Genomic DNA, 21,550 nt, shown 5'->3' with positions numbered 1-21,550 from the left:
TTTAAAACCTTAACTCCGTAAAAATCAGCGAAAAAAGCGCGTTTATTATTATCACGCCAAAAAGTGCGCAAACCACGCTTGTGGTTGTTTTCTCGCCCACGCTTTGCGTATTGCCCTCCACGCGAAACCCGATAAAACAGCCAATTATCACCACCGCAGCGGCATAAAACGGCGCTTTGATAATGCCTGTCCAAAAGCTATTCATCCCCACAGAACTCTTAATCTGCGCCACATACTCGCCAAATCCAATCTCAAATCCAAAATGCAAAAACACCATACACCCAAAAAGACTAATCAAATCCGACAAAAACACCATCAGCGGGAAGCTAATCACAAGCGCGTAAAATCGTGGCAGAACGATAAAATTCATCAAATTTAGTTGCATTGTTTTCATCGCGCTAATTTCTTCTGTCATTTTCATAACGCCAATTTGCGCCGTGTAGGCACTTGCACTACGCCCCGCTACAATCATCGCCACGACAAATGGACCAATTTCGCGCAAAGTGAGCTTTGCTGTCATCTCTACGCTTAGATTCACAAAGCCCATTCGCTCCAAAGTCGCCGCCCCTTGATAGGCGATAACCCCGCCCACGACAAAAGAGACGATAAAAATCACAGGCATCGCGGCAATTACGCTATTAAAAATATGGTAATTTATCGCGCGTAGGCGGATTTCTTTTGGGTGCAAAATGGACTTTGAGAGAAAATAAAGTAGCACCCCCGTGAAGTTTAGAAACTCTACAAACGCAGCCCACCAGCCATAAAGTAGCACGCCAATCTCGTGCGCGGATTTGATGAAAATATTTTCTTTTGGCGGGGGTATGATTTGCGCTTCTTTTATCTCGATTTCGCGCAAAAGATTTGCGATGTGCTTTGCCTTGTCAGTGGTGGCGGTGAGCGTGATTTCGCCCCCGCGCTTGGTGATATCCTGCCCCAAAGTGTAGATAAAAATTAGAAATGAAAAATCAAAAGAGTTGATAAAATCCAAATTTAGCGCATAGTGCTTTAATTGCAGATTCTGCGATAGATTTTGCAAGGCTTCGATATCGGCTTTTGGGATATTTTTACCAAAATCGCCGTGAAGTGTGATATTTGCGGAGTTATTTTTAATCGCTGAATCTATCATTTGCACTCCACTTCAAGCGCACTCTTGGCACACAATCATCAAAAATCTCTAACTTCGCAATGCCTATCTCTAATCGCAGAATCTGCGGATACTTCGCCAAAATCGCTTCTTTTATCGCCACCAGCGCATTTTCTAAATAAAAAAATTGATTTGCTTTCAAAGTCGCCAAAATCATCTCACGCAAGATGGCATAATCGATGATATTTGTAGAATCTAGCGCAGATTCTGCGGATTTTGGACTTTTTTTGCTAGATTCTGCGTTTTTCGCAGAATCTACATTTTCTCCCCCCTCCCTTGCGGAGGTTGAATCAATTTGTTCCCCCTCCCTTGCGGAGGGGGTTAGGGGGTGGGTAAAATCGCTATTTGAAAATTTCGCACCACTATTTTTTTGCGAATTAACCCACCCCCTTAATCCCCCTCCGCAAGGGAGGGGGAGAGATTGAGACTTGCCATCCGCAAGGGAGGGGAGATTATTTTCTCGCAATGACAAATATAGCGAATCTGCGGAATGATTACCCGAGAACGAATTGCAAAACTCTACCCTTAAATCCACTTTCAGATTCTGCGCTTTTGTCCGCTCACTTGGCAATATGCCTATAATCGCACTTACCCTAAAATCCTCCAAGCAAATCTCAAAGCGCATTTTAGAGTATCTTGCCCTCTTGCCGCTTGATTAGTCGCATAATATTTGGCGCGTGCGTGTATAAAATGAGCGCCAAAAGCACGATTAAAGGCGTGTGTGTGCCGATTTGGTGCATTATCGAAATGCTCGGCGGTAAGTCCATATACGGCGTGATAAAAGTCGCCAAAATCCCCACACTCACGCCAATCAGCGATGAAAGCGAACTCACCTTAAAAACCTTGCCGATGAGATACCACGCCAAAAGTCCCACCGCCCCTTCAAATGGCACAAGCAAAATCACCGCGCCAATGCTTGTCGCCACGCCCTTACCGCCGTTAAATCCCAAATACGGGCTATAACAATGCCCTAGCACGGATAGAAGTGCCACTGCCCACTGCGTTTCAAAGCTCAAATCCGCGATTTTAGCGCAAAACACGATGATTAGCCCCTTTGATGAATCTAGCAAAATCGTTAAGATAGATAGCGTTTTTGCGCGGGGCGTGATATCTTTGAGTGCGCGATAGACATTTGTCGCGCCAATGCTACCGCTGCCGATATTTAGCAAGTCGATTTTATAGCCCCACCGCACGATGATATAGCCAAATGGTAGCGCCCCAATCAAATACGCCAAAAGGTAAAAAATCACATTTATGTTGCTAAATGCGTTTGTGAAAAAGTCGATTACGCCCATAGATTCTGCCTTTTTTGGATTTAAAATGCGTATTTTAGCAAAAAATATTTAGATTCTACGATTTTGTTATGATTCGCAGAATCCAAAAATTCCCCCTCCCTTGCGGAGGGGGATTAAGGGGGTGGGTTTCGTCATTGCGAGATTCGGCAACGCCGAATCAAAGCAATCCACGAATCGAAATGGCATCACCACGCCGTCATTGCGAGAAAATGCGTAGCATTTTCGTGGCAATCCAAAACACGCGAATCTAAAAGATAGAAAAAATCAATGACCCAAAAGCGAATCAATAAATTATTTTTAGAATCTACCCACAGATTCACCTTAAAGTCCGCGATTCGCATTTGATTCACAAGTCCCCTAAATAGATTGCTTCGTTGTTTTCGCTACGCTCAAACTGCCTCGCAATGACAATGTTTTCACGCAAATCAAAGCAATCCGTAGGATTTACTAAAGAAACTTCGTTTTGCGAGCGTAGCGAAGCAACCATCCAAATCACGCGAATCTAACCGCACCTAACCCCTAATCATATTTATCCCTAGCGATTCGTGCCGTATCCCCCGAAGCCAAATAAGTTTCTATGTCCTTATTTACATTTTCGATAAATTTCCTAAAATCCGTATTTTTCGCCACAAGCATATTTAGCGTTCTAATGTCTAGCTCCCTCTCTCGCGCTTCAAACATAATCTTTTCACTTTGTAGCTCAATCACGCCTATCCCAAAACTCGCATTTAGTCGCTCCAACTCGCCCTGTGCGCTCTCATCTATTTGATATGCTACCAAATAACCCCAATTTGCCCAGCTAGAATTTGAGACAGCTTGAAAATAGCATTCTTTTAGATTTGCATTGTTTATCACGCGTTTCAGTTCAAAAGAGTAGAGTTTATAGTCTGCCTTGCTAAATTTGCCTAGCAAGTCAAATGTGGCACTCTCATAGTCATCAAAGGGAAAATAAATGCCCACAATATCAGGGTGAATCCACTCATTTAAGCCCTTTTGTGTGGATTTGCTCGTGTTTGCATTGATAGTTTTGCAATAAAGTCCAAAATTTTCACTCGCAAACTTCACAAGCAACGGGTGCAAATCAATCTCCAAAAAGCCCTTTTCTTTGCTTTGCAACTCTTTTGCGTAAGATTCTTGTCGTTTTTGCTCAATTTCGCTCTCTTTATCCACAATCTCACTTTTGCGCGAATCTAGCCAAAATGTCATAGGGTGCTTACTGACAATGCAAAATGGCGAATCGGCGTGGTTTTTTATGTCATTTGTGAGTGCCACGCGTAGCGTATGCTGTGGCGTTTTTCCCTCGCTATTGATTTGCTTATCAAGTCCCATAGCCTTTGCGGTTTCCCATATTTCGCTATAATTCAGCGGAATCTCCGCCTTTGAAAGCACTTCTTTGGCTAATGCTAAGAATGTCATTTTATGCCTCCCCTTAACATTTGCTCTATGTCTATGCCTAAACTATCTCTACTAAACCCATCTATTTTGTATCTAACTTTACCGCTACCACTTTCGCCACATTCTTTGCAACGCCAATACACCATTACATTTCCTTCAACGACCGTATCTGTATCGCTTGATGAGATAAAATCGCTTACTATTTCTTTGTCTGTATGCTCAATACAAAATGTCTTTTTGCAACTTGGACACATTGTGTCTTGTTTAAATTCATCAAATCTTTTTATTTTTTTCTTTATCAAAAATCTAGCTTCCTCTTCGGTGATAGGCGATGGCACTCCCTTACTTGCATCATAGGTGCAAAGTGGCATCCAAGTTTTGCTTTTAGACAACGATGGACTCATAAGCCAAAAAATGTATCCACTAATGCCCTTATTCCAACCAAGCACTTCACATTTTTCCATAAAACAACTTACTGCGCTCATTTTATCCTCCTTATATTAAAGCTGATTTTGTAGATTGTGTGGTTTATTCCACTTTGCTTTATTTTCTCTATCCACAAAAAACACTTTAAGTTGCGCTTTATTTTCGCTACCAACCCAGCAAATAGTGCTAGTTGCCTTACTATCCTTTTGCTCCATATACCAAATCGCATCGCCCTTTGCCTTTGTGTCTTTATCAACCACAAACACAAGCAAATCCGCTTTATTGTCCCTATCAACCTTAAAGGCTTTAATTTTCGCCTTTCTCTCATCTACTACGCAAATTTTTGCCATAATTTTCTCCTTTTGTTTTAAAAATAAAATAAAATCATATTAGATTTTCTCTTAATTTTTACTAAAAAATAAGAAAATATTACTTAATATTTAAATTTTATCGGTAATAATTCCTTTGTTAGATTTTATAAGAAATCCTACTACATTCCTTAAAAAATTCACATTTTAAGGAATCACAATGGCGACAAAAAATTTCAGCACCGCACCCAAAAAACTCTCACAGCGCGACATTGCAGGGATTTTGCAAATCGATACAAAGACGCTTTATAATTGGCGCAAAAACAAGCCCGAACTCTACAAAATCGTGCTACTAGGCTTCCGCTTCAAAGAGCTAGTGCGTTTGAGCCGCGAAATCTGCGATGAATTAGAGAGCATCGAAAAAGAGTTAGATGATAGATTGCGAATGTGAAGTCGCAAATCTTATCGTCATTGCGAGATTTGGCATTAGCCGAATCGTCATTGCGAGGGCAAATACCCAAAGCAATCCACGAATCACGCTCCACCCTGTCATTGCGAGGCAGTTTGAGCGAAGCGAAAACAACGAAGCAATCTATTTAGGGGACTTGTGAATCAAAAGGCGAATCGCGGACTTTAAGGCGAATCTGTGGTTAGATTCTAAAAATTATTTATCGATTCGCTTTTGGGTCATTGATTTTTATATTCTTTTAGATTCGCGTGATTTGGATTGCTTCGCCTTGCTATCGCAAGGACTCGCAATGACGGGCGGTGGCGATTCACTTTTGATTCGTAGATTGCTTCGGCGAATCTACGATTCGCCTCGCAATGACGATAATTTTACACTTTGATTCGCCTTGCGAATCACAATCGAAGTAATGGCGGTAGTGCTTTGCGCCGTTTTTATGCGAAACAAGCGAAATAGAACTAATGGTTCATTGAGTGAAGTTTTGCGTGAAAACGGCGCAAATGATTACCCCAGAACAAATTGCCACGCATTACCGCAAATATGTCAAAATCGCCTCCATTATACTCTCATCATCGCGCTCCTCCGCCTTTAAGCTAACTTTTTCGCCATTTTCAAGCGTTAGCGTGATATTTTCATTGTAGTTTGTAATAGCCCTTAATCCACGCGCATTTGCAAGGATTTTCACTAACATTAGTTGCAAAAATCGCCGTGTGTAGCTATCGATTTTGCCAAATCGCTCCGCAATCTCGCCTTCAATCTCATAAATCTCGCCCTTATTTGTGGCGTTTGAGAGCCTACGATACAAATCAAGCCTTATCCTATCGCTATTTATCAGCTCGGAGTTCAAAAACGCCGAAATATTTAACTTCAAATCCACGCCCTTTTGAATCGCCAAATCGCCCTTGCCACTTAAAAAATTGATACTATCCTCTAACATTTTTAGATACAAACTATACCCGATATTTTCGATATGTCCGCTTTGCGCCTCGCCCAAAATGTTCCCACCACCGCGAATCTCCAAGTCATTGTAGCTCAAAATCCCACCCGCACCCAAAAATGAGTTTGATTCAAGCGAAATGAGCCGTTTTCGCGCCTCTGCCGTGATATTTTCTTTGCTATCCACAAAGAAATAACAATAGCCCTCTTTGTCTCCGCGCCCGATTCGCCCACGAAGCTGGTGCAAATCCGCCATACCAAAGCAATCCGCGTTATCGACAATAATCGTATTTGCGTTTGGCAAGTGAATGCCCGATTCGACAATCGAAGTGGAGAGTAGCACATTAAACGCGCCATTTGCGAAGTCTATCATTATGTCCTCGCTTTGCGTTTGCGGGATTTTGGAGTGCAAAATGGCGATTTTTAGGTTTGGCATTAGCTTTAAAATATCGCGCTTTCGTTGCTCCATACTTGCGATATTGTTGTGAATGTAAAAAATCTGCCCATTTCGCTTTAATTCACGCAAAATCGCATCACGCAAAACCTCATCGCTGTAATTTTTCACAAAGGTTTTTGGCGCGATTCGCGAATCTGGCGGGATATTTAGGTGCGATTGCGTTTTGATTTTGGATAGCGCGAGATTTAGCGTGCGCGGGATTGGTGTCGCACTCATCGATAAAATATGGACATCTTTTGTGAGATTTTTTAGCTTTTCTTTTTGCTTTACGCCAAATTTATGCTCTTCATCAAGCACTACAAGGGCTAGATTTTTAAACTCCGCATTTAGCAAACTATGCGTCCCCACGACAATATCCACGCCACCATTTTTCAAACTATCCAAAATCGCGCTTTTTTTAGTGGCAAATCTATCTAATTTGGCGATTTTTAGCCCGTGTGGTGCGAATCGCGCCGATAAAGTTTTAAAATGCTGGTTGCTTAAAAGTGTCGTAGGCACGATTAGCGCGGATTGAAAGCCACTTTTTGCACACGCAAAAATCGCATTCATCGCAACCTCCGTTTTGCCAAAGCCCACATCGCCCACAAGCAGTCTATCCATAACCCTCCCACTACCCAAATCACGCAAAATCTCATCAATGCTCTTATCTTGGTCTGCGGTTAGCTCAAATCCCGCACTTTGCTTAAAAATCGCTAATTCGACATTGTCTTTGTCAATAATCTTGCCTTTGATTAGTTCGCGTGCTGCGGCAATATCGATGATTTCTTGCGCGATTTGAAGCAGTTTTGGGCGAATCTTTTCTTTGATTTTTGCAAAACTGCCCTTGCCTAGCTTATCCAAAGTCGGCACACTTGCGGTATTTGCGATATATTTGTCGATTAGATTTAAGTTATGCACAGGCAACAGCAACTTATCATCGCCCAAATAAATAATCTCAATAAAATCGCTGATATTGCCAAGCACTCGCGTTTGTGTGATACCACTAAATCGCCCGATACCATACTCGCTATGCACGATATAATCGCCCACATTTAGCTCATTTAGGCGGATTGTGGTGGGTTTTTTGGCGCGTTTTTTAGGTAGTGAATTTAGCGATAAAATGATTTCATTTGGCGTTATGATATTTAGGGCGATTGATTCGCGCAAAATTGTCGTGTTTGGCGGGATTTGAAGCGAATCTAAAATCAGCTCATTTTGGCTAATAATAGTGATTTTTTTGTCTTTGTGAAGTGGCAAAATTTTGTTTATAATCTCCGCACCACTCGCGCTAATGTCGCTAAATGATGGATTTAATGCTATCAAATCTAATGCTTTAAACGCGCTAAAATCTATGTAATTTAACGATTCAAGCGATTCTAATTCAGCGATTTCATCAAGCGCAGTGGGCGAAATAATGCTTTTATATTGCGCAATCAGTGGTTTTTGGCGGATAAACCAAAATCCAAGCGAATGAATATCCTTTGTAAATGCGTCAAAGGGCGATTCAAGTGCCAATCGCTCCAAATCCGCATATTCGCCTGAATCAAGCGAAAACAGCGCGGGGAAAATTTCAGCAGTTTCGATTCGCTCAATGATTTTTTGCGTCTCCGCGTCAAAGGACGCAATATCCTCAATCTCATCATCAAAAAATGAGATTCGCAAGGGATATGGCGCATTTTGCGGAAAAATATCGATTATATCGCCGTGAATCGCCATTTCTTTTGGCGCATACACCAAATCCATATTTTCAAATCCAAAATTTAAAAGCGTCTCTTTTAGCTTTGCAAAGTCGCATTTTTGCGCCTTTTTTAGCGATATGGATTGAAGCCATTTTGGCGGTGGAAGCGGGTGCAAAAGCGAATGAATTGGCGCAAGTAAAATGCCGTTTTTGTTATTGTAAAATCGCGCCAAATTTAGCAAAAGTTCGCCCAATTCAAAGGCGTAGCTACGCAAATCATCGCCTTTTTTTGCACGAAAATCATTTAGTAAATACGCATTTGGGAAGTGTGAATCTTTGATTTTGCAAAATCTGCACACTTCACGCGCTTCTAACGCTTCGCCGTAGTCCTTAAAAATGGCGATTTTAAAATCAAATTTGCTTTGCAAGATTTTATAAAAATTTGAGTTTAACAAATGGTATCCTTATAAAAAGTGCGAATTATATCTAAATTTATGAGTTAGATTCTGCAATTCGCAGAATCTGCTATAATCACACTTTTAATTTTAATGTAAGGGAGCAACAATGAGACAAAAAATCAAGCAGATTCTGCTAAAAATGAAGTTAGGATGGGTGATTGCGCTAAAAAATCACATTTTGGCGTATTTGAATGCGGATACTCTAAAAGTGCCATATCCGCAAACTATGCGAATTAGCGCAGAATCTAGCGATGAAAATACGGCAAAAAAGGCACTTGTGCGGGAGATTTTATGGACGGAATATAATGAAAATATCGATAAAACTCTGCATAATTATTTTTTAAACAACAAGCACGAGGCGATTCATAAATGGTATGGGTATTTTGATGTGTATGAGAAGCATTTCTCGCGTTTGCGCGGGAGAGATGTGAATATTTTAGAGATTGGTATTCAAAATGGCGGAAGCACGAAAATGTGGAAGCATTATTTTGGCGTAAATGGCGCAAAGGTAAATATTTATGGCGTTGATATTGACCCCAGATGCAAAAAGATGGAGGATGAGAATATTAAGATTTTTATCGGTTCGCAAGAGGATAGGGGATTTTGGCGTAGTGTAAAAGAGCAAATTCCAAAGGTTGATATTTTGATTGATGATGGCGGACATACGATGCGACAGCAAATCGTTACTTTTGAGGAAATGTATCCACATATCAAACACGATGGAATTTATTGGTGTGAAGACTTACATACAAGCTATTGGAATGCTTATGGGGGGGGGGGCAAAACGCAAAACTTCTTTCATAGAATACACAAAACACTTAATTGACGAATTAAACGCATATCACGCTACAAAAAGCGATAATCTAAATATTACCAAATTCACAAATACCACATTTTCGATACATTACTACGATAGCATTATAGTGATAGAAAAGCGACTACGAGATAAAAACTCGGTGGCAACAGCAATTATAGGCGATGATAAATTTTGTTTTGTATGAGATTTTTTTAGTGTTGCAAAAATCGCAGAATCTAGCGGAGATTCTGCGATATTTTCATATTAGATTCTGCGATTTTAGTAATTTTTCACACTAGATTCTGCGTTTCCCGCCAAATTTCGCAGAATCCAAGACAAAATCCCGCCAAATTTCGCAGAATCTCTATTCGTAATTTTTTGCCTTTATTTTGCTCTCTCCAATAAATACGCCCTTTTTCTCTACATAAAGTTCGTTGCAGATGATTGTGCCTTCGATTTTCCCCTCCGGCAAAATCTCTATAAACTCCGAATCCACCACCCCTTTTGTGATACCGCCTACGATTACGCGTTGCGCGAAAATATCGCCATTTACAATGCCATTTTTGCCTACCATTACGGTGTTTGTCGAGTGGATATTCCCGTCAAACTCGCCATCGATGTGAATGTGGCACTCGCTATTTAACTCGCCTTTGATTTTTGTCCCAGCAGCGATGATTGTTGCGCCATTGGCGTGTGCTGCATCAAATTGTTTATCGTTTGAAGTAAAGATTGCCATGCTATGTTTTTCTCCTTTTTGAATATTATATCAAAATTTCCCATATTCCATTCCAAGAAATTTTTAGGATTGATATGCGCTCCTAAAAATCGCACTTCATAATGCAAATGATTGCCCGAACTCGCCCCCGTGTTCCCCACATAGGCGATTAACTGCCCCTTGCGGACAAACTCGCCTTTTTTCACAGCGATACCATTTAGGTGCGCATAATAGGTGCGAAATCCAAAACTATGGTCGATTTTTACAAGCGTCCCATATCCGCCATTCCACCCACTTTGCGCGAAATCCACCACGCCATCGGCGGTGGCATATACAGGCGTATCTTTATCCGCCGCCAAATCCGTGCCCGTGTGAATCTCGCGCGTGTTTGAAAGCGGGTGAATGCGGTAACCATAGGGCGATGAAATGCGCTTATATGAAGTTAGCGGGATACCATTTGGGATAAACTTCATAATAAAAAGTTTTTGTAACCCCGTGATACTCGCCGTCTCAACCCGCCCTTTTAGTCCGTAACCTTCGCTTTTGCTAATGCCAATCTCGCCTTCTAACTCTTCGATTTTATCTGAGACAAGTAGCGTTTCTTCTTTTTTTGCCGTGATTTGCGCGGTTAAGTCGATGTGGTGGGAGACTAATTTCGCGTATTCTTCTTGAATATATTTGTATTTGTAATCAATATCCTTAATCTCCGCGGAGAATGAATACAGCACCACAAGCGATAAAAACGCCATCGAAGCGATAAATACCGCAAGATAAATAAGTGAGTGTTTGAAAAATGCGTTGATATTGTAATATTTATATCCATACGGACTTGAAATCATCAAAATCAGTCTATCATCAATCTTGCTTTTCATTTTAAACCTTTTGTCGCCCCTTTTTTCGCGCTACTTTTTCATTTTTGGCGCAGAATCTGAGAGCACCTTATGCGAACTAATCTGCACCATATCATTGAATGTCCATAGCAAACTATCCCAATTCACGATACTTGGCGCATTCATCATATCATCAAAGTTGCCAATATCCCACTTCAAAAACGCCTCCATATTCACCTTGCTCCCAAGAAAGCGGATATCGTAATAAAGCATATTTTTGTTGTTGTGCGTCCCGCTGTAACCGATGATTTGCCCCTTTTTCACGACATCGCCCCGCTTTACGCTAACCTTTGAGAGATGCCCATAGATTGAGTTAAATCCAAAAGTATGGACGATTTTGACAAATTTGCCAATGCCCTTTGTATCATTGCCCCGCGTTAAATCCACGATACCATCGGCGGCAGCGATGATGGGAGTTGATTTTGGCACTTCAAAAAGGACGCCGATTCGCTGAAATTGCGCTTTTGTAGAATCTTTTTGATTCGCAGAATCTGTGGGCGATTTTTTCGCAGAATCTTTTGGATTTTTCGCTTCAGAATCTACGCTAGATTCTGCGTTTTTATTTTTAAATGGCGTAGAGTGTGGGATTATCTGTAAAATCATCTTTTTTTGCGCGAGTGTGAGTGTGCTAATGTCAAATGGATTTGTCTCTTTTGCCTCAATTATCGCATTTTTCATCGAGATGACATCCTCCAAATCCACGATTTTTTGATTTATCTCTTCTAAATGCTCTTTGCTTTTTTTAATCTCGCCCTTTAAAGCGAGATTTTCTTTATACACTTCGGCGTATTTATCGAGCGTATCGTCCTTGTGCCCTTGCATACTTTTGAGCTCATCTGCCAAAAATCGAATGGTGAAAAACAGCACCACAGAGGCAATCACAAAAAATCCCACAAAATACGCAAAAACCTTTGTGATAAAGCGATGCACATTAAACTGCCTAACGCCGTCATTATCGATGATTGAGATGATGAACTTTTCGCGGATATTTTTCATTTTAGATTCGCTTTGCCTTTGCAAAATCACGCATAAATGCCTCCACCACGCTAAAACTACCAAACACCAAATAATTTTGCGTTAAATCTTTGATAGATTCTACGCCACCAAACTCGCAAAATTTGATTTTTAGATTTGTCAAAATGCCCTCCAAAATATCCCTTTTTATAATGCGAGGATTACCCGCCACAGGCAAAATCTCCACACGCAAAATGTTATCTTTCAAAATGCCTAAAATCTCGCTAATATTTTTTTGAAAATAGCTATTATACACTAAAATCACTTTTTTGTCGCCCAAAAGTTGCTTAATCGCAAATGCGGCGTTTTCATTATGCCCCACATCGATTGTGATATTTGGCGCAATGCGCTCGAATCGCCCGCGCAAGTCGAGCTTTGGGAGTGTTTTGAGATTTGCATTTATGCCAAAAATCTGCGTTGCCTTTAAGGCAAGAGCGAGATTCTGCGCCAAAAACGGGGCGAGATTGTAGCGGGTGAGATATGAATCTATTGTCATTGCGAGATTTTGCATAGCAAAATCGTGACAATCCAAAAATCCCCCCTCCCTTGCGGAGGGGGTTAGGGGGTGGGTAAAGTCGCTATTTACAAATTTCGCGCTACTATTATTTTGTGAATCTACCCACCCCCTTAATCCCCCGCGCGCATTTGGGAGGGGGAGAGAATTGGAGTTACCCTCCGCAAGGGATGGGGAATTATTGTATTCACGCGAATCTAGTGCAAAAATCTCCACTCTGTGCGCCTTTGCAATAGATTCTGCGATTTGCTCTACAATCTCATATTTTTGCGCTCCCAAAAGCATTTTTGGCACTTTGTTTGGGTAAAAAACGGCATTTAATTTTGTCGTGGCAATCGCTTCTATGCAATCGCCCAAAATATCCGTGTGGTCGCAGTCAATCACGCTAAACACACACAAATCACGGCGAACAACGCTAGTGCTATCCAACTCCCCGCCAACTCCCGCCTCCAAAATCGCAAAATCCACGCCCTGCGCTAAAAAGAGCGCCAAAAATGTCGCATACTCAAAATAACTGCATTCACTTGCAAACGCAAACTTTTGCAAAAATCTATGCGCTTTTGTGAGATTTTCATCGCTCACAACGCCAAGACTTTGTTCTATATTTGCGTAAAATCGCTCATTAAAGCTAAAAATATGCGGACTTGTAAAATGCAAGATTTTATAGCCACTTTGCGCCAAAATCTGCGCAATAAATCGCCCCGTGCTACCCTTGCCATTTGTGCCAAGCACTTGAATGACACGCTTTGGCGGGGCGATATGCGTTTTTAGCTCCGCATAAATGCGCCCCGCACGGCTTTTATCGATTGTGCGATATTCTTGCCCTTTTTTTGTCATATAAATTTCAACTTCGTTTAGATTCTGCGAATCTGCCACAAAATTCGCAAAATCTACCCACCCCCTTAATCCCCCTCCGCAAGGGAGGGGGAGAGAATTGGAGTTGCCCTCCGCAAGGGAGGGGGAGAGAATTGGAGTTGCCCTCCGCAAGGGAGGGGGATAAGAATTTGATAGCGCATTTCGCGCAAAATCTACCCTATTTTTCGCCATTTTCATTGCCAAAATGCCACTTGCGCGATGAATTTATCAATCGCGCTAATGGAGGCTTCTTTTATCGCGTTGAAGCGGGTTTCATCGGTGATTGTGGAGATTACATCGACAGGGAAGTCATAAAAGCCGTAGTTTTGAAATCGCCTTGCATTGCCGTTTTTGTCCGTGTAATCAAAGCTCATAGTCACACTTGCGCGATAAAAGTTCGCAAATCCCGCGTCATTATCAGCGATTGAATCCACGCTAACGGCGGTAATCTCCGTGCGAATAATGGTGTCGGCACTTTCTTTATCCACAAGGCGCAAGTGAAATTTTTGTGCGATGGCTTGATTTAGCGCGTCTTTGGCGATTAGCGAGTTTTCAGGGTCGGATAGATTTACCACAGATTCGACATAGATATTTTCGCCAAGCGATTTTTTGACAAAATATGACATTGGGTAATATCCGCAACCAGCGAAAATTATGGCGGTTGTGGCGATAAAAAGTGCGAATCTAACAGCTCTCATTTTAGGACGAAATTTATTAGTTTATTTGGGACGATGATTTCTTTTGCGATTTGGGCGTTTTCAAGCCACTTTGCCACCGCGCTTTTTGCCGAATCTAAAATGACTTCTTTTGATGAATCCGCGCTAATGCTAATTTCAGCGCGGCGTTTGCCGTTGATTGAGACGGCAAGGGTGATTGTGTCGCTTTTTAGCGCGGATTTGTCGATTGCAATATTGCGAAAATTTTTGCAACCAAAATATTTATCGCTTAATTCATAGCAAATATGCGGGATTATCGGCTCTAAAATGTTTAGCAAAATGTAATATGATTCATACCAAACTTTCACAGATTCTTGCCAAACTTTTTGCGATTCGGCGTTAGATTCGTTTGAATCGCACTTTGAATCCGCATTTGATTTAGCCGTATCCATCGCAACTAGCGCATTTAACGCCTCCATACAAGCAGCAATAAGCGTATTAAATGGATAATCTTTATTGCTAAAAACGGCGTTGCTTTTTTGCAAAGCCTCATAAACCTTGCGCCGTGCGAGTTTTTGAGCATCATTTAGATTGTCAAATTTAAGCGATTCAAAATCCGCATTTTTTAGCAAATCCAAATGCGAAGCGTTATTATAAAGGCGATTTAAAAAGTTATACGCGCCTTTTAGCGCATCATCATTCCATTCTAGCTCTTTTGTCGGTGGCGCAGCAAAAAGGATAAAAAGTCGCGCCGAATCCGCGCCATAGCTCTCAATAATGCTTTTTGGCTCAACGACATTGCCTTTGGATTTGCTCATTTTCGCGCCACTTTTTAGCACCATTCCTTGCGTAAGAAGCCTAGCAAAGGGCTCATCAATATCCAAATATCCCAAATCGCGCAAAACTTTCGTAAAAAACCGCGCATAGAGCAAATGAAGCACCGCGTGTTCGATGCCACCGATATATTCATCGACATTTAGCCAATATCGAAGCGAATCCGCATCAAACGCGCTTTTTTCCCACAATTCACGGGGCGTTGTGTAGCGCAAAAAATACCAGCTAGATTCGACAAAAGTATCCATCGTATCTGATTCGCGCTCCGCGTCTGCGCCACATTTGGGGCATTTCACGCAAAGCCACTCTTTGTTTGACAAAAGCGGATTGCCCTCCGCACTAAAATCTACGCGCTCTGGCAAAATCACGGGCAAATTTGGCTCTTTGACAATGCCACATTTGGGGCAGTTTATCAGCGGTATGGGCGTCCCCCAATATCGTTGCCTAGAAATGCCCCAATCGCGCAGTTTGTAATTTATCACGCGCCGTCCCAAATCGCGCGCTTCAAAATGCGCTATGATTTTCTCTTGCGCCTCTTTTACGCTTAAATTGTCAAACTCAAAGCTATTTTTTAGAGTGCCATTTGCCTCGAATCGATTGTCATTTTCGATTACATCAATGATTTTAAGTCCATATTTTTTGGCAAACTCAAAGTCTCTCTCATCGTGCGCGGGGACGCACATAATCGCCCCGCTACCATAATCCATAAGCACGAAATTTGCCACAAAAATCTCTAACTTTTCATTTGTCAGCGGGTGAATGGCGTGAATCCCTAACTTAATGCCGATTTTTTCTTTGCTCAACCTATCCCGCGCACTTGTGTTTTGAATGGCTTTAATCTCTGCGATTTTTGCTAAATCAATCGCATTTTTTTCAATCAAATGTCGCACTAGCGGGTGTTCAGGCGAGAGTGCGCAATAAGTTACACCATAAATCGTATCAGGGCGCGTGGTAAAAACGGGCAGTTCGGTAAAAAATTCGCTAGATTCGCACGAATCTGCATTTAGATTCGCACTAAAATCCGCGCCATTATTCGCATTATTAGCATTTAGATTTGCGCCAAAATCCCCAAAATCGCCAAAATCCAATTTAAAGCTAAACTCCAAACCACTAGATTTGCCAATCCAATTTTTTTGCATTGTTAGCACTTGATTGCTCCACTCCAGCTTGTTAGATGAAGTGTCGTCCAAATCGCGAAGCAACTCATCAGCATAATCCGTAATTTTTAAATAATATTGATACATCTCTTTTTGCACCACAGGGCTATCACAACGCCAACATTTGCCTTCAATCACTTGCTCATTTGCAAGCACCGTCTTATCCTGCGGACACCAATTTAGAGGCGCCTTTTTGCGATATACAAGCCCTTTGTCCCACATTTGGCAAAAAAACTCTTGCTCCCATTTTGTGTAAATATTATCGCTTGTGGCAAATTCTCGTTCTTTTGAAAATGAAAATCCAAGCGATTGAAGCACTTTTTGCATAGCAGCGATATTATCATAAGTCCAAGTTTTTGGGTGGAGATTGTGCTTTATTGCGGCATTTTCGGCGGGCAATCCAAACGAATCCCACCCAATGGGGTGAAGCACATTAAAGCCCATTTTGCGATAATGCCTTGCAATCGCATCGCCAATCGTGTAGTTTCGCGTATGCCCCATATGGATATTTCCGCTAGGATAGGGGAGCATTGAGAGAATGTATTTTTTTGGTTTGCTAAAATCATCATTTGGCTCAAATGCGTTTGAATCAGCCCAAATTTTCTGCCATTTTTGCTCGATTATTCTTGCGTTGTAGCTCATTTTACGCCCTTTATTGATAATCTTTTGCCTTTGCGCTTTCGATTAAAATTATCATAATAGAAAACGCATTTGCCGCCAAAGCACCGATAGCAAGGGCATACGCCACTTGCAAGTCGCCCAAAATTTGAAACCACAAAAACGCAGGGATTAGATGAAAATCCGCCACAATCGAGCTTGCAAAAAGCTCCGCGCTCAAAAGTTTGCGAGTGCCGATACGCAAAGTCGTAGAGATGAAATTTATCGCCGCTGCCAAAAACAAAAGCACGATATTTGGCTCATACAAAAAGCCGATGGTTGAAGTTAAACTCATCAGCGTGAAAAATATAAAAAAGATTCTACCCCAATCCATTTTGCCCCCTAATTTTGGTTAGATTCTGCGAATCGCAAATCTACGAATCGCAAATCTGCGATAAATTCGCGTGTGAGATTCTGCGAATTTAGCGAAAAATGCGCTAGATTCTGCGAATCAAATATTAGATTCTGCGATTTCATTTTAGATTCGCCCGCTTTCATACATTTTTCGCATTCGCTCTTTTTCTTGCGCTTTGGCTTGTTTTCGCGCTTCTTTTGCGTAGTATTCTTTTATGTCAAAGCCAAGCATTATGGCAAGTTTTGGTGCGACAAACATCGAGCTATAAGTCCCTACAATCGCCCCCACAAGCATTGGCAAAGTAAATCCTTTCAAAATCTCACTGCCAAACGCATACAAAATCGCAATCACAAAAAACACCGTTAGCGAAGTTAGCAAAGTGCGCGAGAGCGTGCGCGAAACGGCGTCATTTATCACTAATTTCACATCATTAAAGCTCCGCGCAATCATCTGCTCCCTGATTCTGTCAAAAATTATAATCGTATCGTTAATTGAATATCCAATGAGTGTGAGAAGCGCGGCAATCACATCTAAACTCAAATCCACATCAAAAAGCATTATCGCAGCCCCGCTAATCGCCACATCGTGGATTAGCGCGATGATACTAGCAAGGGCAAACCGCCACTCATAGCGAAAACTCACATAAATCATCATCGCAACAAGCGCGAGTGCAATCGCAATAATGCCCTTTTTGGCGAGCTCGCTACCCGCCTTTGGACCGACATTTTCGATTCGGCGAATCTCAAAGTCGCCCGTGTTTTTCAGTGTATTTTTCAGCTCATCATCGATTTTCACACTTGAATCTTGCACAAAAGCAAACTTTATAATAATCTCATTTTTCGCGCCAAACTCGGTGATTTGCGCGTCTTTGAAATATGGATTCGCACTCAAATCTTCGCGGATTTGCGATATTGGCGCTTCAACTTGCGCGTATTTTATCTGTGCCACGCTACCGCCGGCAAAGTCTATGCCTAAATTCACGCCCTTTGTGAAAAACACCACCACAAGCGCGAGTATAACTAGCGCACTTGCGATAATGCCATAATTGCTATATTTTACAAAATCATAAATTTTATCGTGTTTAAAAAAATCCATTATTTTGCTCCATTTTTAGTGGGATTTGTGGGGCGATTTTTGGTGCGATTTGCGGCGTGATTCGTGGATAGATTCGCGCTTTTATCTTTTGGATTTGCCCCTTTTGGATTATAATTTTTTAGGCGAATCCCAAACCAAAAATTGATATTTTTCGTATTATTTATTTTTTCGCCTAGCCATATATAAATGCCCTGTGTGCCGATGATTGCCGTGATTATTGACGCCAAAATGCCAATCCCCATCGTAACCGCAAAGCCCTTAATGGGACCTGTGCCGTAAATATAAAGCAATAGCGCGATAATCAAAGTCGTATTATTTGCATCAAAAATCGCGCGTGTGGCGTTAATGTAGCCAAATGAAATGGATTGCACGATATTTTTGCCACTGCGCAAAGCTTCACGAATGCGCTCATTTATGATGATATTTGCGTCAATCGCCATACCAATCGTTAGCACAATCCCCGCCATACCGGGCAAAGTTAGCGTTGCGCCAAAAAGGCTCATAACTGAAATAATCGCCAAAATATTCACAAATAGCGCACTTACCGCAATCACACCGGCAAATCCATAATACACCACCATAAAAGCGATAATAATCCCAAATGCACCAAATAGCGCGATTAAGGACGATTTAATCGAATCTGCGCCCAAAGATGGACCAATGCTTCGCTTTTCTAGCAATTCTAATGGCGCAGAGAGCGCACCAGAGCGCAAAGCGATGGCGATATTTTTCGCCTCTTCTGCGCTAAAAGAACCGCTGATTTGTCCGCTGCCTCCGCCGATTCGCTCCCTTATCACAGGCGCAGAATAGACTTTGTTGTCTAACACCACTGCCATTCTCTTGCCGACATTTGCGCCTGAAAAATCGCCAAAAATTTTCGCCCCGATTGCATTTAGTGAAAAACTAATCACAGGTTGCCCCCGCTCATCATACGCCACACGCGCATCGGTAATCATACTGCCATCTAAAATGGGGATTTCTTTTAGCAAAATTTTATCATTTGATTCGCCACTGACAAAATCCACAAAAGGCAAAATCACATCGCCATAGCTACTTGCCTCCGATTCGGTAATCACGCTAATTCGCGCATTTCTATCCTCATCAACTGCCATCATTTTAAGCTGTGCGGGGCGGATAATCAAATCTAGCGCGTTTTGCTCTTCTTCTTGATTTTTAATGCCGGGTAGTTGCACCAAAATATTTTCTTCGCCCTGCTTTGTAATGCTAGGCTCGGTAAGCCCGTAAATATCAAGGCGATTGCGAATCGTATCGATTGCTTGGTCGATTGCGGAGTTTTTGATTAAAATCATCTCTTCTTTGCTAAAAGAAATCTCATAAACCCCGCTACTCTCCGCAATTATAATGCCTTTGATATTGTCTAAAAGTTTCTCTAACTCATCTCTTTGCGCCGAATCCAACAGCTCAAATCGTATCCCATCATCAAGCGTTTTTAGCGAATCAATAAGGATATTTTTATCGTGTGTCTCGTAATTTATCTGCGTGGCGATGAGTGAATAGCGCGATTTTATGGCTTCATTTGCATCAACGCCCAAAAGAAAATAAATGCCACCTTGCAAATCAAGTCCTAGCGTGATTTTATAGCCCTTCGTGTCAAAAATGGATGGGATGCTAAAAATCGCGCCAAACACAAAAAGTGCCAAAAAAACAAGTGTGCGGGGATTAAAAAACTTTTTCATTGTGCTTTGTGAATCCTTTGCGCTATTTTTTGGCGTCCGCCTCTGTGGGCTCTTCCCACTTGTATGCGACAAATTCTTTTGCCAAGCGGACGATTGTGTCATCGTTTAGTTTGATTGTGAAAAAGTGATTTTCAACTTTGACAACCTCGCAGATTAAACCGCCGTTTATGACGATTTTGTCGCCTTTTTTTAGGTTTGCAACCATTTCTTTATGCTCTTTTTGCTGTTTGATTTGTGGGCGAATGATGATAAAATAAAAGATTGCAAATAGCACGATTAAGGGCAGAAGTTGCATCAAAATGTCGTTATTCATAATGTGTCCTTTTGTTGATTTTTAGATTTTAAAAATGTGGATTGTAGCATTTTTTGCTTAAAAATTTGCGATTTTAAATTTTTAGGATTAGATTCAGGCGAAACTAATAAAAAATCCCCCTACCCTTGCGCGAGAACCCCACCCCAAACCCCTCCCGCAAGGGGAGGGGCTTTCTCTATATCCCCCTCCCTTGCGGAGGATATTTTTTTGAACTCTCCCCCTCCCAAATGCGCGCGGGGGATTAAGGGGGTGGGTAAAAATCCAAAAAAATTTCGTCATTGCGAGAAGTCGCACTTTGGGCGACTTCGTGGCAATCCAAAAAAATTGTCATTCTGAGCGAAGCACTTGTGCGTAGCGAAGAATCTCTATTTTAAAATTTTAGAGATATTTCGACTTTTTCAAAGTCTCAATATGACAATTTTAAGTAATTCGCAGAATCTAATCAAATCTCTCTCCACCTTCTCCAAGCAAAGCGCAAATTTCGCTCGAATCGCAGTCTTTGAAAAGCTCACATATCGGCACTTGCAGGGCTTTTGCAAGTTTAGTAGATATGCTCCAAATTGAAGTGTTTGCCGTAGCGATTGCACTCGCAGTTTGAGTAGAATGCTACGGATTTTATGCCGATTTCTAACGCCAAGTCAAGCTGTGAAATGCCCTTGCCCTCGCGCAAGATTCGCACATTTCGCGCAAGATTTGCATAAAACCTTGCAATCTCATCGCTACTCGCATTACCGAAATTTTTATCATCTTTGTCATTCACGCCTTTTATCCTATGGGATATTTATTTTGAAAATTTACAAAGATAAAATGCGTTTTTATATATCCTATGGGGTAATTCTACTTCTTGGGATATATAAATTTTTATTTTTTAAGGAGTTTAAAATGGCAGTAGCATTAACAAAAGGCGGAAGAGTTTCGCTAAACAAAGAAGCACCGGGATTAAAGAAAATCTTGGTTGGTTTAGGCTGGGATACAAATGCCGGCACGGGAGCAGAGTTTGACTTGGATGCAAGTGTATTTTTGCTTGACGAAAATGGCAAGGTAAAAAGTGATAAAGATTTTGTGTTTTACAATAATCTAACTAGCGCAGATGGTAGCGTAGTGCATTCAGGCGATAATCGCACGGGTGAAGGCGATGGCGATGATGAATCCGTTAGGATTGATTTAAGTAAAATTGCGTCATCTGTAAAAGAAATCGCAGTTGTAGTTACAATCCACGATGCAGTGCAAAGAAAGCAAAATTTTGGAATGGTGCGAAATGCTTTTATCCGTTTGGTAAATGATGAGACAAATGCCGAAATCGTTCGCTATGATTTGGAGGAGGACTATTCAACAGAGATTGGGTTGCTTTTTGGGCGACTTTATTTTAAAGACAATGAATGGAAATTTTCCGCAGTAGGCAGTGGGACAAAAGATGGCATCGAAGGATTTTGCAAGCAATTTGGCGTAAGCATTTAAGG

General features: G+C 41.5%; 26 protein-coding genes and 1 pseudogene. 6 read left to right on the top strand and 21 right to left on the bottom strand.

Features of this window, described 5'->3' with window-relative positions:
• Position 1 precedes the first annotated feature (1 nt).
• The 8 genes from ACWIUD_RS02315 to ACWIUD_RS02280 form a co-directional block, all read right to left on the bottom strand.
• A complete protein-coding gene (locus ACWIUD_RS02315; protein WP_454146287.1) occupies positions 2 to 1,126 on the bottom strand; it encodes an MlaE family ABC transporter permease in 1,125 nt (374 codons plus the stop codon).
• Complete coding sequence (locus tag ACWIUD_RS02310; protein ID WP_454146285.1) at positions 1,107 to 1,769, bottom strand: hypothetical protein; 663 nt, start codon at positions 1,767 to 1,769, stop codon at positions 1,107 to 1,109. Before ACWIUD_RS02310 ends, ACWIUD_RS02315 begins: the two co-directional genes overlap by 20 nt.
• Position 1,770: 1 nt before the next feature.
• Positions 1,771 to 2,439, bottom strand: a complete 669-nt coding sequence (gene plsY / locus ACWIUD_RS02305) for a glycerol-3-phosphate 1-O-acyltransferase PlsY (RefSeq protein ID WP_454146283.1) — start codon at positions 2,437 to 2,439, stop codon at positions 1,771 to 1,773.
• Positions 2,440 to 2,624: 185 nt separating this feature from the next.
• On the bottom strand, positions 2,625 to 2,789 hold the full coding sequence (locus ACWIUD_RS02300) for a hypothetical protein (RefSeq protein WP_454146281.1): 165 nt from the start codon (positions 2,787 to 2,789) through the stop codon (positions 2,625 to 2,627).
• Positions 2,786 to 2,926, bottom strand: coding sequence for a hypothetical protein (locus tag ACWIUD_RS02295; RefSeq protein WP_454146279.1), 141 nt, complete (start codon positions 2,924 to 2,926; stop codon positions 2,786 to 2,788). The genes ACWIUD_RS02300 and ACWIUD_RS02295 overlap by 4 nt, the downstream gene beginning before the upstream one ends.
• 32 nt (positions 2,927 to 2,958) lie before the next feature.
• Positions 2,959 to 3,855 (bottom strand): HTH domain-containing protein, encoded by an 897-nt coding sequence (locus tag ACWIUD_RS02290; RefSeq protein ID WP_454146277.1) that lies wholly within the window; start codon positions 3,853 to 3,855, stop codon positions 2,959 to 2,961.
• On the bottom strand, positions 3,852 to 4,319 hold the full coding sequence (locus tag ACWIUD_RS02285) for a hypothetical protein (RefSeq protein WP_454146275.1): 468 nt from the start codon (positions 4,317 to 4,319) through the stop codon (positions 3,852 to 3,854). Before ACWIUD_RS02285 ends, ACWIUD_RS02290 begins: the two co-directional genes overlap by 4 nt.
• Before the next feature lie 15 nt (positions 4,320 to 4,334).
• Positions 4,335 to 4,610 (bottom strand): DUF6150 family protein, encoded by a 276-nt coding sequence (locus ACWIUD_RS02280; RefSeq protein ID WP_454146273.1) that lies wholly within the window; start codon positions 4,608 to 4,610, stop codon positions 4,335 to 4,337.
• Between the two features lie 178 nt (positions 4,611 to 4,788).
• Here ACWIUD_RS02280 and ACWIUD_RS02275 point away from each other — a divergent pair, with 178 nt between their 5' ends.
• Both ACWIUD_RS02275 and ACWIUD_RS02270 read left to right on the top strand, forming a co-directional pair.
• Complete coding sequence (locus ACWIUD_RS02275) at positions 4,789 to 5,019, top strand: transcriptional regulator (protein WP_454146271.1); 231 nt, start codon at positions 4,789 to 4,791, stop codon at positions 5,017 to 5,019.
• The gene (locus ACWIUD_RS02270; RefSeq protein ID WP_454146269.1) at positions 5,000 to 5,179 is read left to right on the top strand and encodes a hypothetical protein; all 180 of its coding nucleotides are present in this window, start codon (positions 5,000 to 5,002) and stop codon (positions 5,177 to 5,179) included. Before ACWIUD_RS02275 ends, ACWIUD_RS02270 begins: the two co-directional genes overlap by 20 nt.
• 384 nt (positions 5,180 to 5,563) lie before the next feature.
• On the opposite strand, the gene mfd is transcribed toward ACWIUD_RS02270, so the two are convergent.
• On the bottom strand, positions 5,564 to 8,539 hold the full coding sequence (gene mfd, locus ACWIUD_RS02265; protein WP_454146267.1) for a transcription-repair coupling factor: 2,976 nt from the start codon (positions 8,537 to 8,539) through the stop codon (positions 5,564 to 5,566).
• 109 nt (positions 8,540 to 8,648) lie between these two features.
• On the opposite strand from mfd, the gene ACWIUD_RS02260 reads away from it, so the two are divergent.
• On the top strand, positions 8,649 to 9,368 hold the full coding sequence (locus tag ACWIUD_RS02260; protein WP_454146265.1) for a hypothetical protein: 720 nt from the start codon (positions 8,649 to 8,651) through the stop codon (positions 9,366 to 9,368).
• Positions 9,310 to 9,543 carry a hypothetical protein gene (locus tag ACWIUD_RS02255; protein ID WP_454146263.1) on the top strand — a complete coding sequence of 78 codons (234 nt, stop codon included), beginning with the start codon at positions 9,310 to 9,312 and terminating at the stop codon, positions 9,541 to 9,543. The genes ACWIUD_RS02260 and ACWIUD_RS02255 overlap by 59 nt, the downstream gene beginning before the upstream one ends.
• Before the next feature lie 159 nt (positions 9,544 to 9,702).
• Here the strand turns inward: ACWIUD_RS02255 and ACWIUD_RS02250 are convergent, their stop codons facing one another.
• The 11 genes from ACWIUD_RS02250 to yajC are packed head-to-tail and all read right to left on the bottom strand — an operon-like array spanning position 9,703 to position 20,090.
• Complete coding sequence (locus ACWIUD_RS02250) at positions 9,703 to 10,074, bottom strand: bactofilin family protein (protein WP_454146261.1); 372 nt, start codon at positions 10,072 to 10,074, stop codon at positions 9,703 to 9,705.
• Complete coding sequence (locus ACWIUD_RS02245) at positions 9,978 to 10,925, bottom strand: M23 family metallopeptidase (protein WP_454146259.1); 948 nt, start codon at positions 10,923 to 10,925, stop codon at positions 9,978 to 9,980. The genes ACWIUD_RS02250 and ACWIUD_RS02245 overlap by 97 nt, the downstream gene beginning before the upstream one ends.
• Positions 10,926 to 10,955: 30 nt before the next feature.
• Complete coding sequence (locus ACWIUD_RS02240; protein WP_454146257.1) at positions 10,956 to 12,002, bottom strand: M23 family metallopeptidase; 1,047 nt, start codon at positions 12,000 to 12,002, stop codon at positions 10,956 to 10,958.
• On the bottom strand, positions 11,941 to 13,518 hold the full coding sequence (locus ACWIUD_RS02235) for a Mur ligase family protein (RefSeq protein ID WP_454146255.1): 1,578 nt from the start codon (positions 13,516 to 13,518) through the stop codon (positions 11,941 to 11,943). Before ACWIUD_RS02235 ends, ACWIUD_RS02240 begins: the two co-directional genes overlap by 62 nt.
• Before the next feature lie 2 nt (positions 13,519 to 13,520).
• Positions 13,521 to 14,024, bottom strand: coding sequence for an LPS assembly lipoprotein LptE (gene lptE / locus ACWIUD_RS02230; RefSeq protein ID WP_454146253.1), 504 nt, complete (start codon positions 14,022 to 14,024; stop codon positions 13,521 to 13,523).
• Positions 14,021 to 16,615, bottom strand: a complete 2,595-nt coding sequence (gene leuS / locus ACWIUD_RS02225; RefSeq protein ID WP_454146251.1) for a leucine--tRNA ligase — start codon at positions 16,613 to 16,615, stop codon at positions 14,021 to 14,023. Before leuS ends, lptE begins: the two co-directional genes overlap by 4 nt.
• A gap of 10 nt (positions 16,616 to 16,625) precedes the next feature.
• The gene (locus ACWIUD_RS02220; RefSeq protein WP_454135937.1) at positions 16,626 to 16,964 is read right to left on the bottom strand and encodes a DUF6394 family protein; all 339 of its coding nucleotides are present in this window, start codon (positions 16,962 to 16,964) and stop codon (positions 16,626 to 16,628) included.
• Positions 16,965 to 16,972: 8 nt separating this feature from the next.
• On the bottom strand, positions 16,973 to 17,128 hold the full coding sequence (locus ACWIUD_RS02215) for a hypothetical protein (protein ID WP_454146249.1): 156 nt from the start codon (positions 17,126 to 17,128) through the stop codon (positions 16,973 to 16,975).
• A complete protein-coding gene (gene secF / locus ACWIUD_RS02210; protein WP_454146247.1) occupies positions 17,109 to 18,080 on the bottom strand; it encodes a protein translocase subunit SecF in 972 nt (323 codons plus the stop codon). The genes ACWIUD_RS02215 and secF overlap by 20 nt, the downstream gene beginning before the upstream one ends.
• Positions 18,080 to 19,777 (bottom strand): protein translocase subunit SecD, encoded by a 1,698-nt coding sequence (gene secD, locus ACWIUD_RS02205; protein WP_454146245.1) that lies wholly within the window; start codon positions 19,775 to 19,777, stop codon positions 18,080 to 18,082. The genes secF and secD overlap by 1 nt, the downstream gene beginning before the upstream one ends.
• A 22-nt stretch (positions 19,778 to 19,799) precedes the next feature.
• Positions 19,800 to 20,090: a preprotein translocase subunit YajC gene (yajC, locus tag ACWIUD_RS02200; protein WP_454146243.1), complete on the bottom strand. Its 291-nt coding sequence runs from the start codon at positions 20,088 to 20,090 to the stop codon at positions 19,800 to 19,802.
• A 36-nt stretch (positions 20,091 to 20,126) separates the two neighbouring features.
• Between yajC and ACWIUD_RS02195 the strand changes: the two genes are divergently transcribed.
• On the top strand, positions 20,127 to 20,426 hold the full coding sequence (locus ACWIUD_RS02195; RefSeq protein WP_454146241.1) for a hypothetical protein: 300 nt from the start codon (positions 20,127 to 20,129) through the stop codon (positions 20,424 to 20,426).
• 102 nt (positions 20,427 to 20,528) lie between these two features.
• On the opposite strand, the pseudogene ACWIUD_RS02190 reads toward ACWIUD_RS02195, so the two are convergent.
• Positions 20,529 to 20,850, bottom strand: a pseudogene (locus ACWIUD_RS02190) (helix-turn-helix domain-containing protein).
• 122 nt (positions 20,851 to 20,972) lie between these two features.
• Here ACWIUD_RS02190 and ACWIUD_RS02185 point away from each other — a divergent pair.
• On the top strand, positions 20,973 to 21,548 hold the full coding sequence (locus tag ACWIUD_RS02185; protein WP_454146239.1) for a TerD family protein: 576 nt from the start codon (positions 20,973 to 20,975) through the stop codon (positions 21,546 to 21,548).
• Positions 21,549 to 21,550 lie beyond the last annotated feature (2 nt).

The organism is Helicobacter sp. 23-1044 (genome assembly GCF_053654695.1).
The sequence above is the reverse complement of the archived record's forward strand: the minus strand, read 5'-3'. Positions and strand labels throughout refer to the sequence as shown.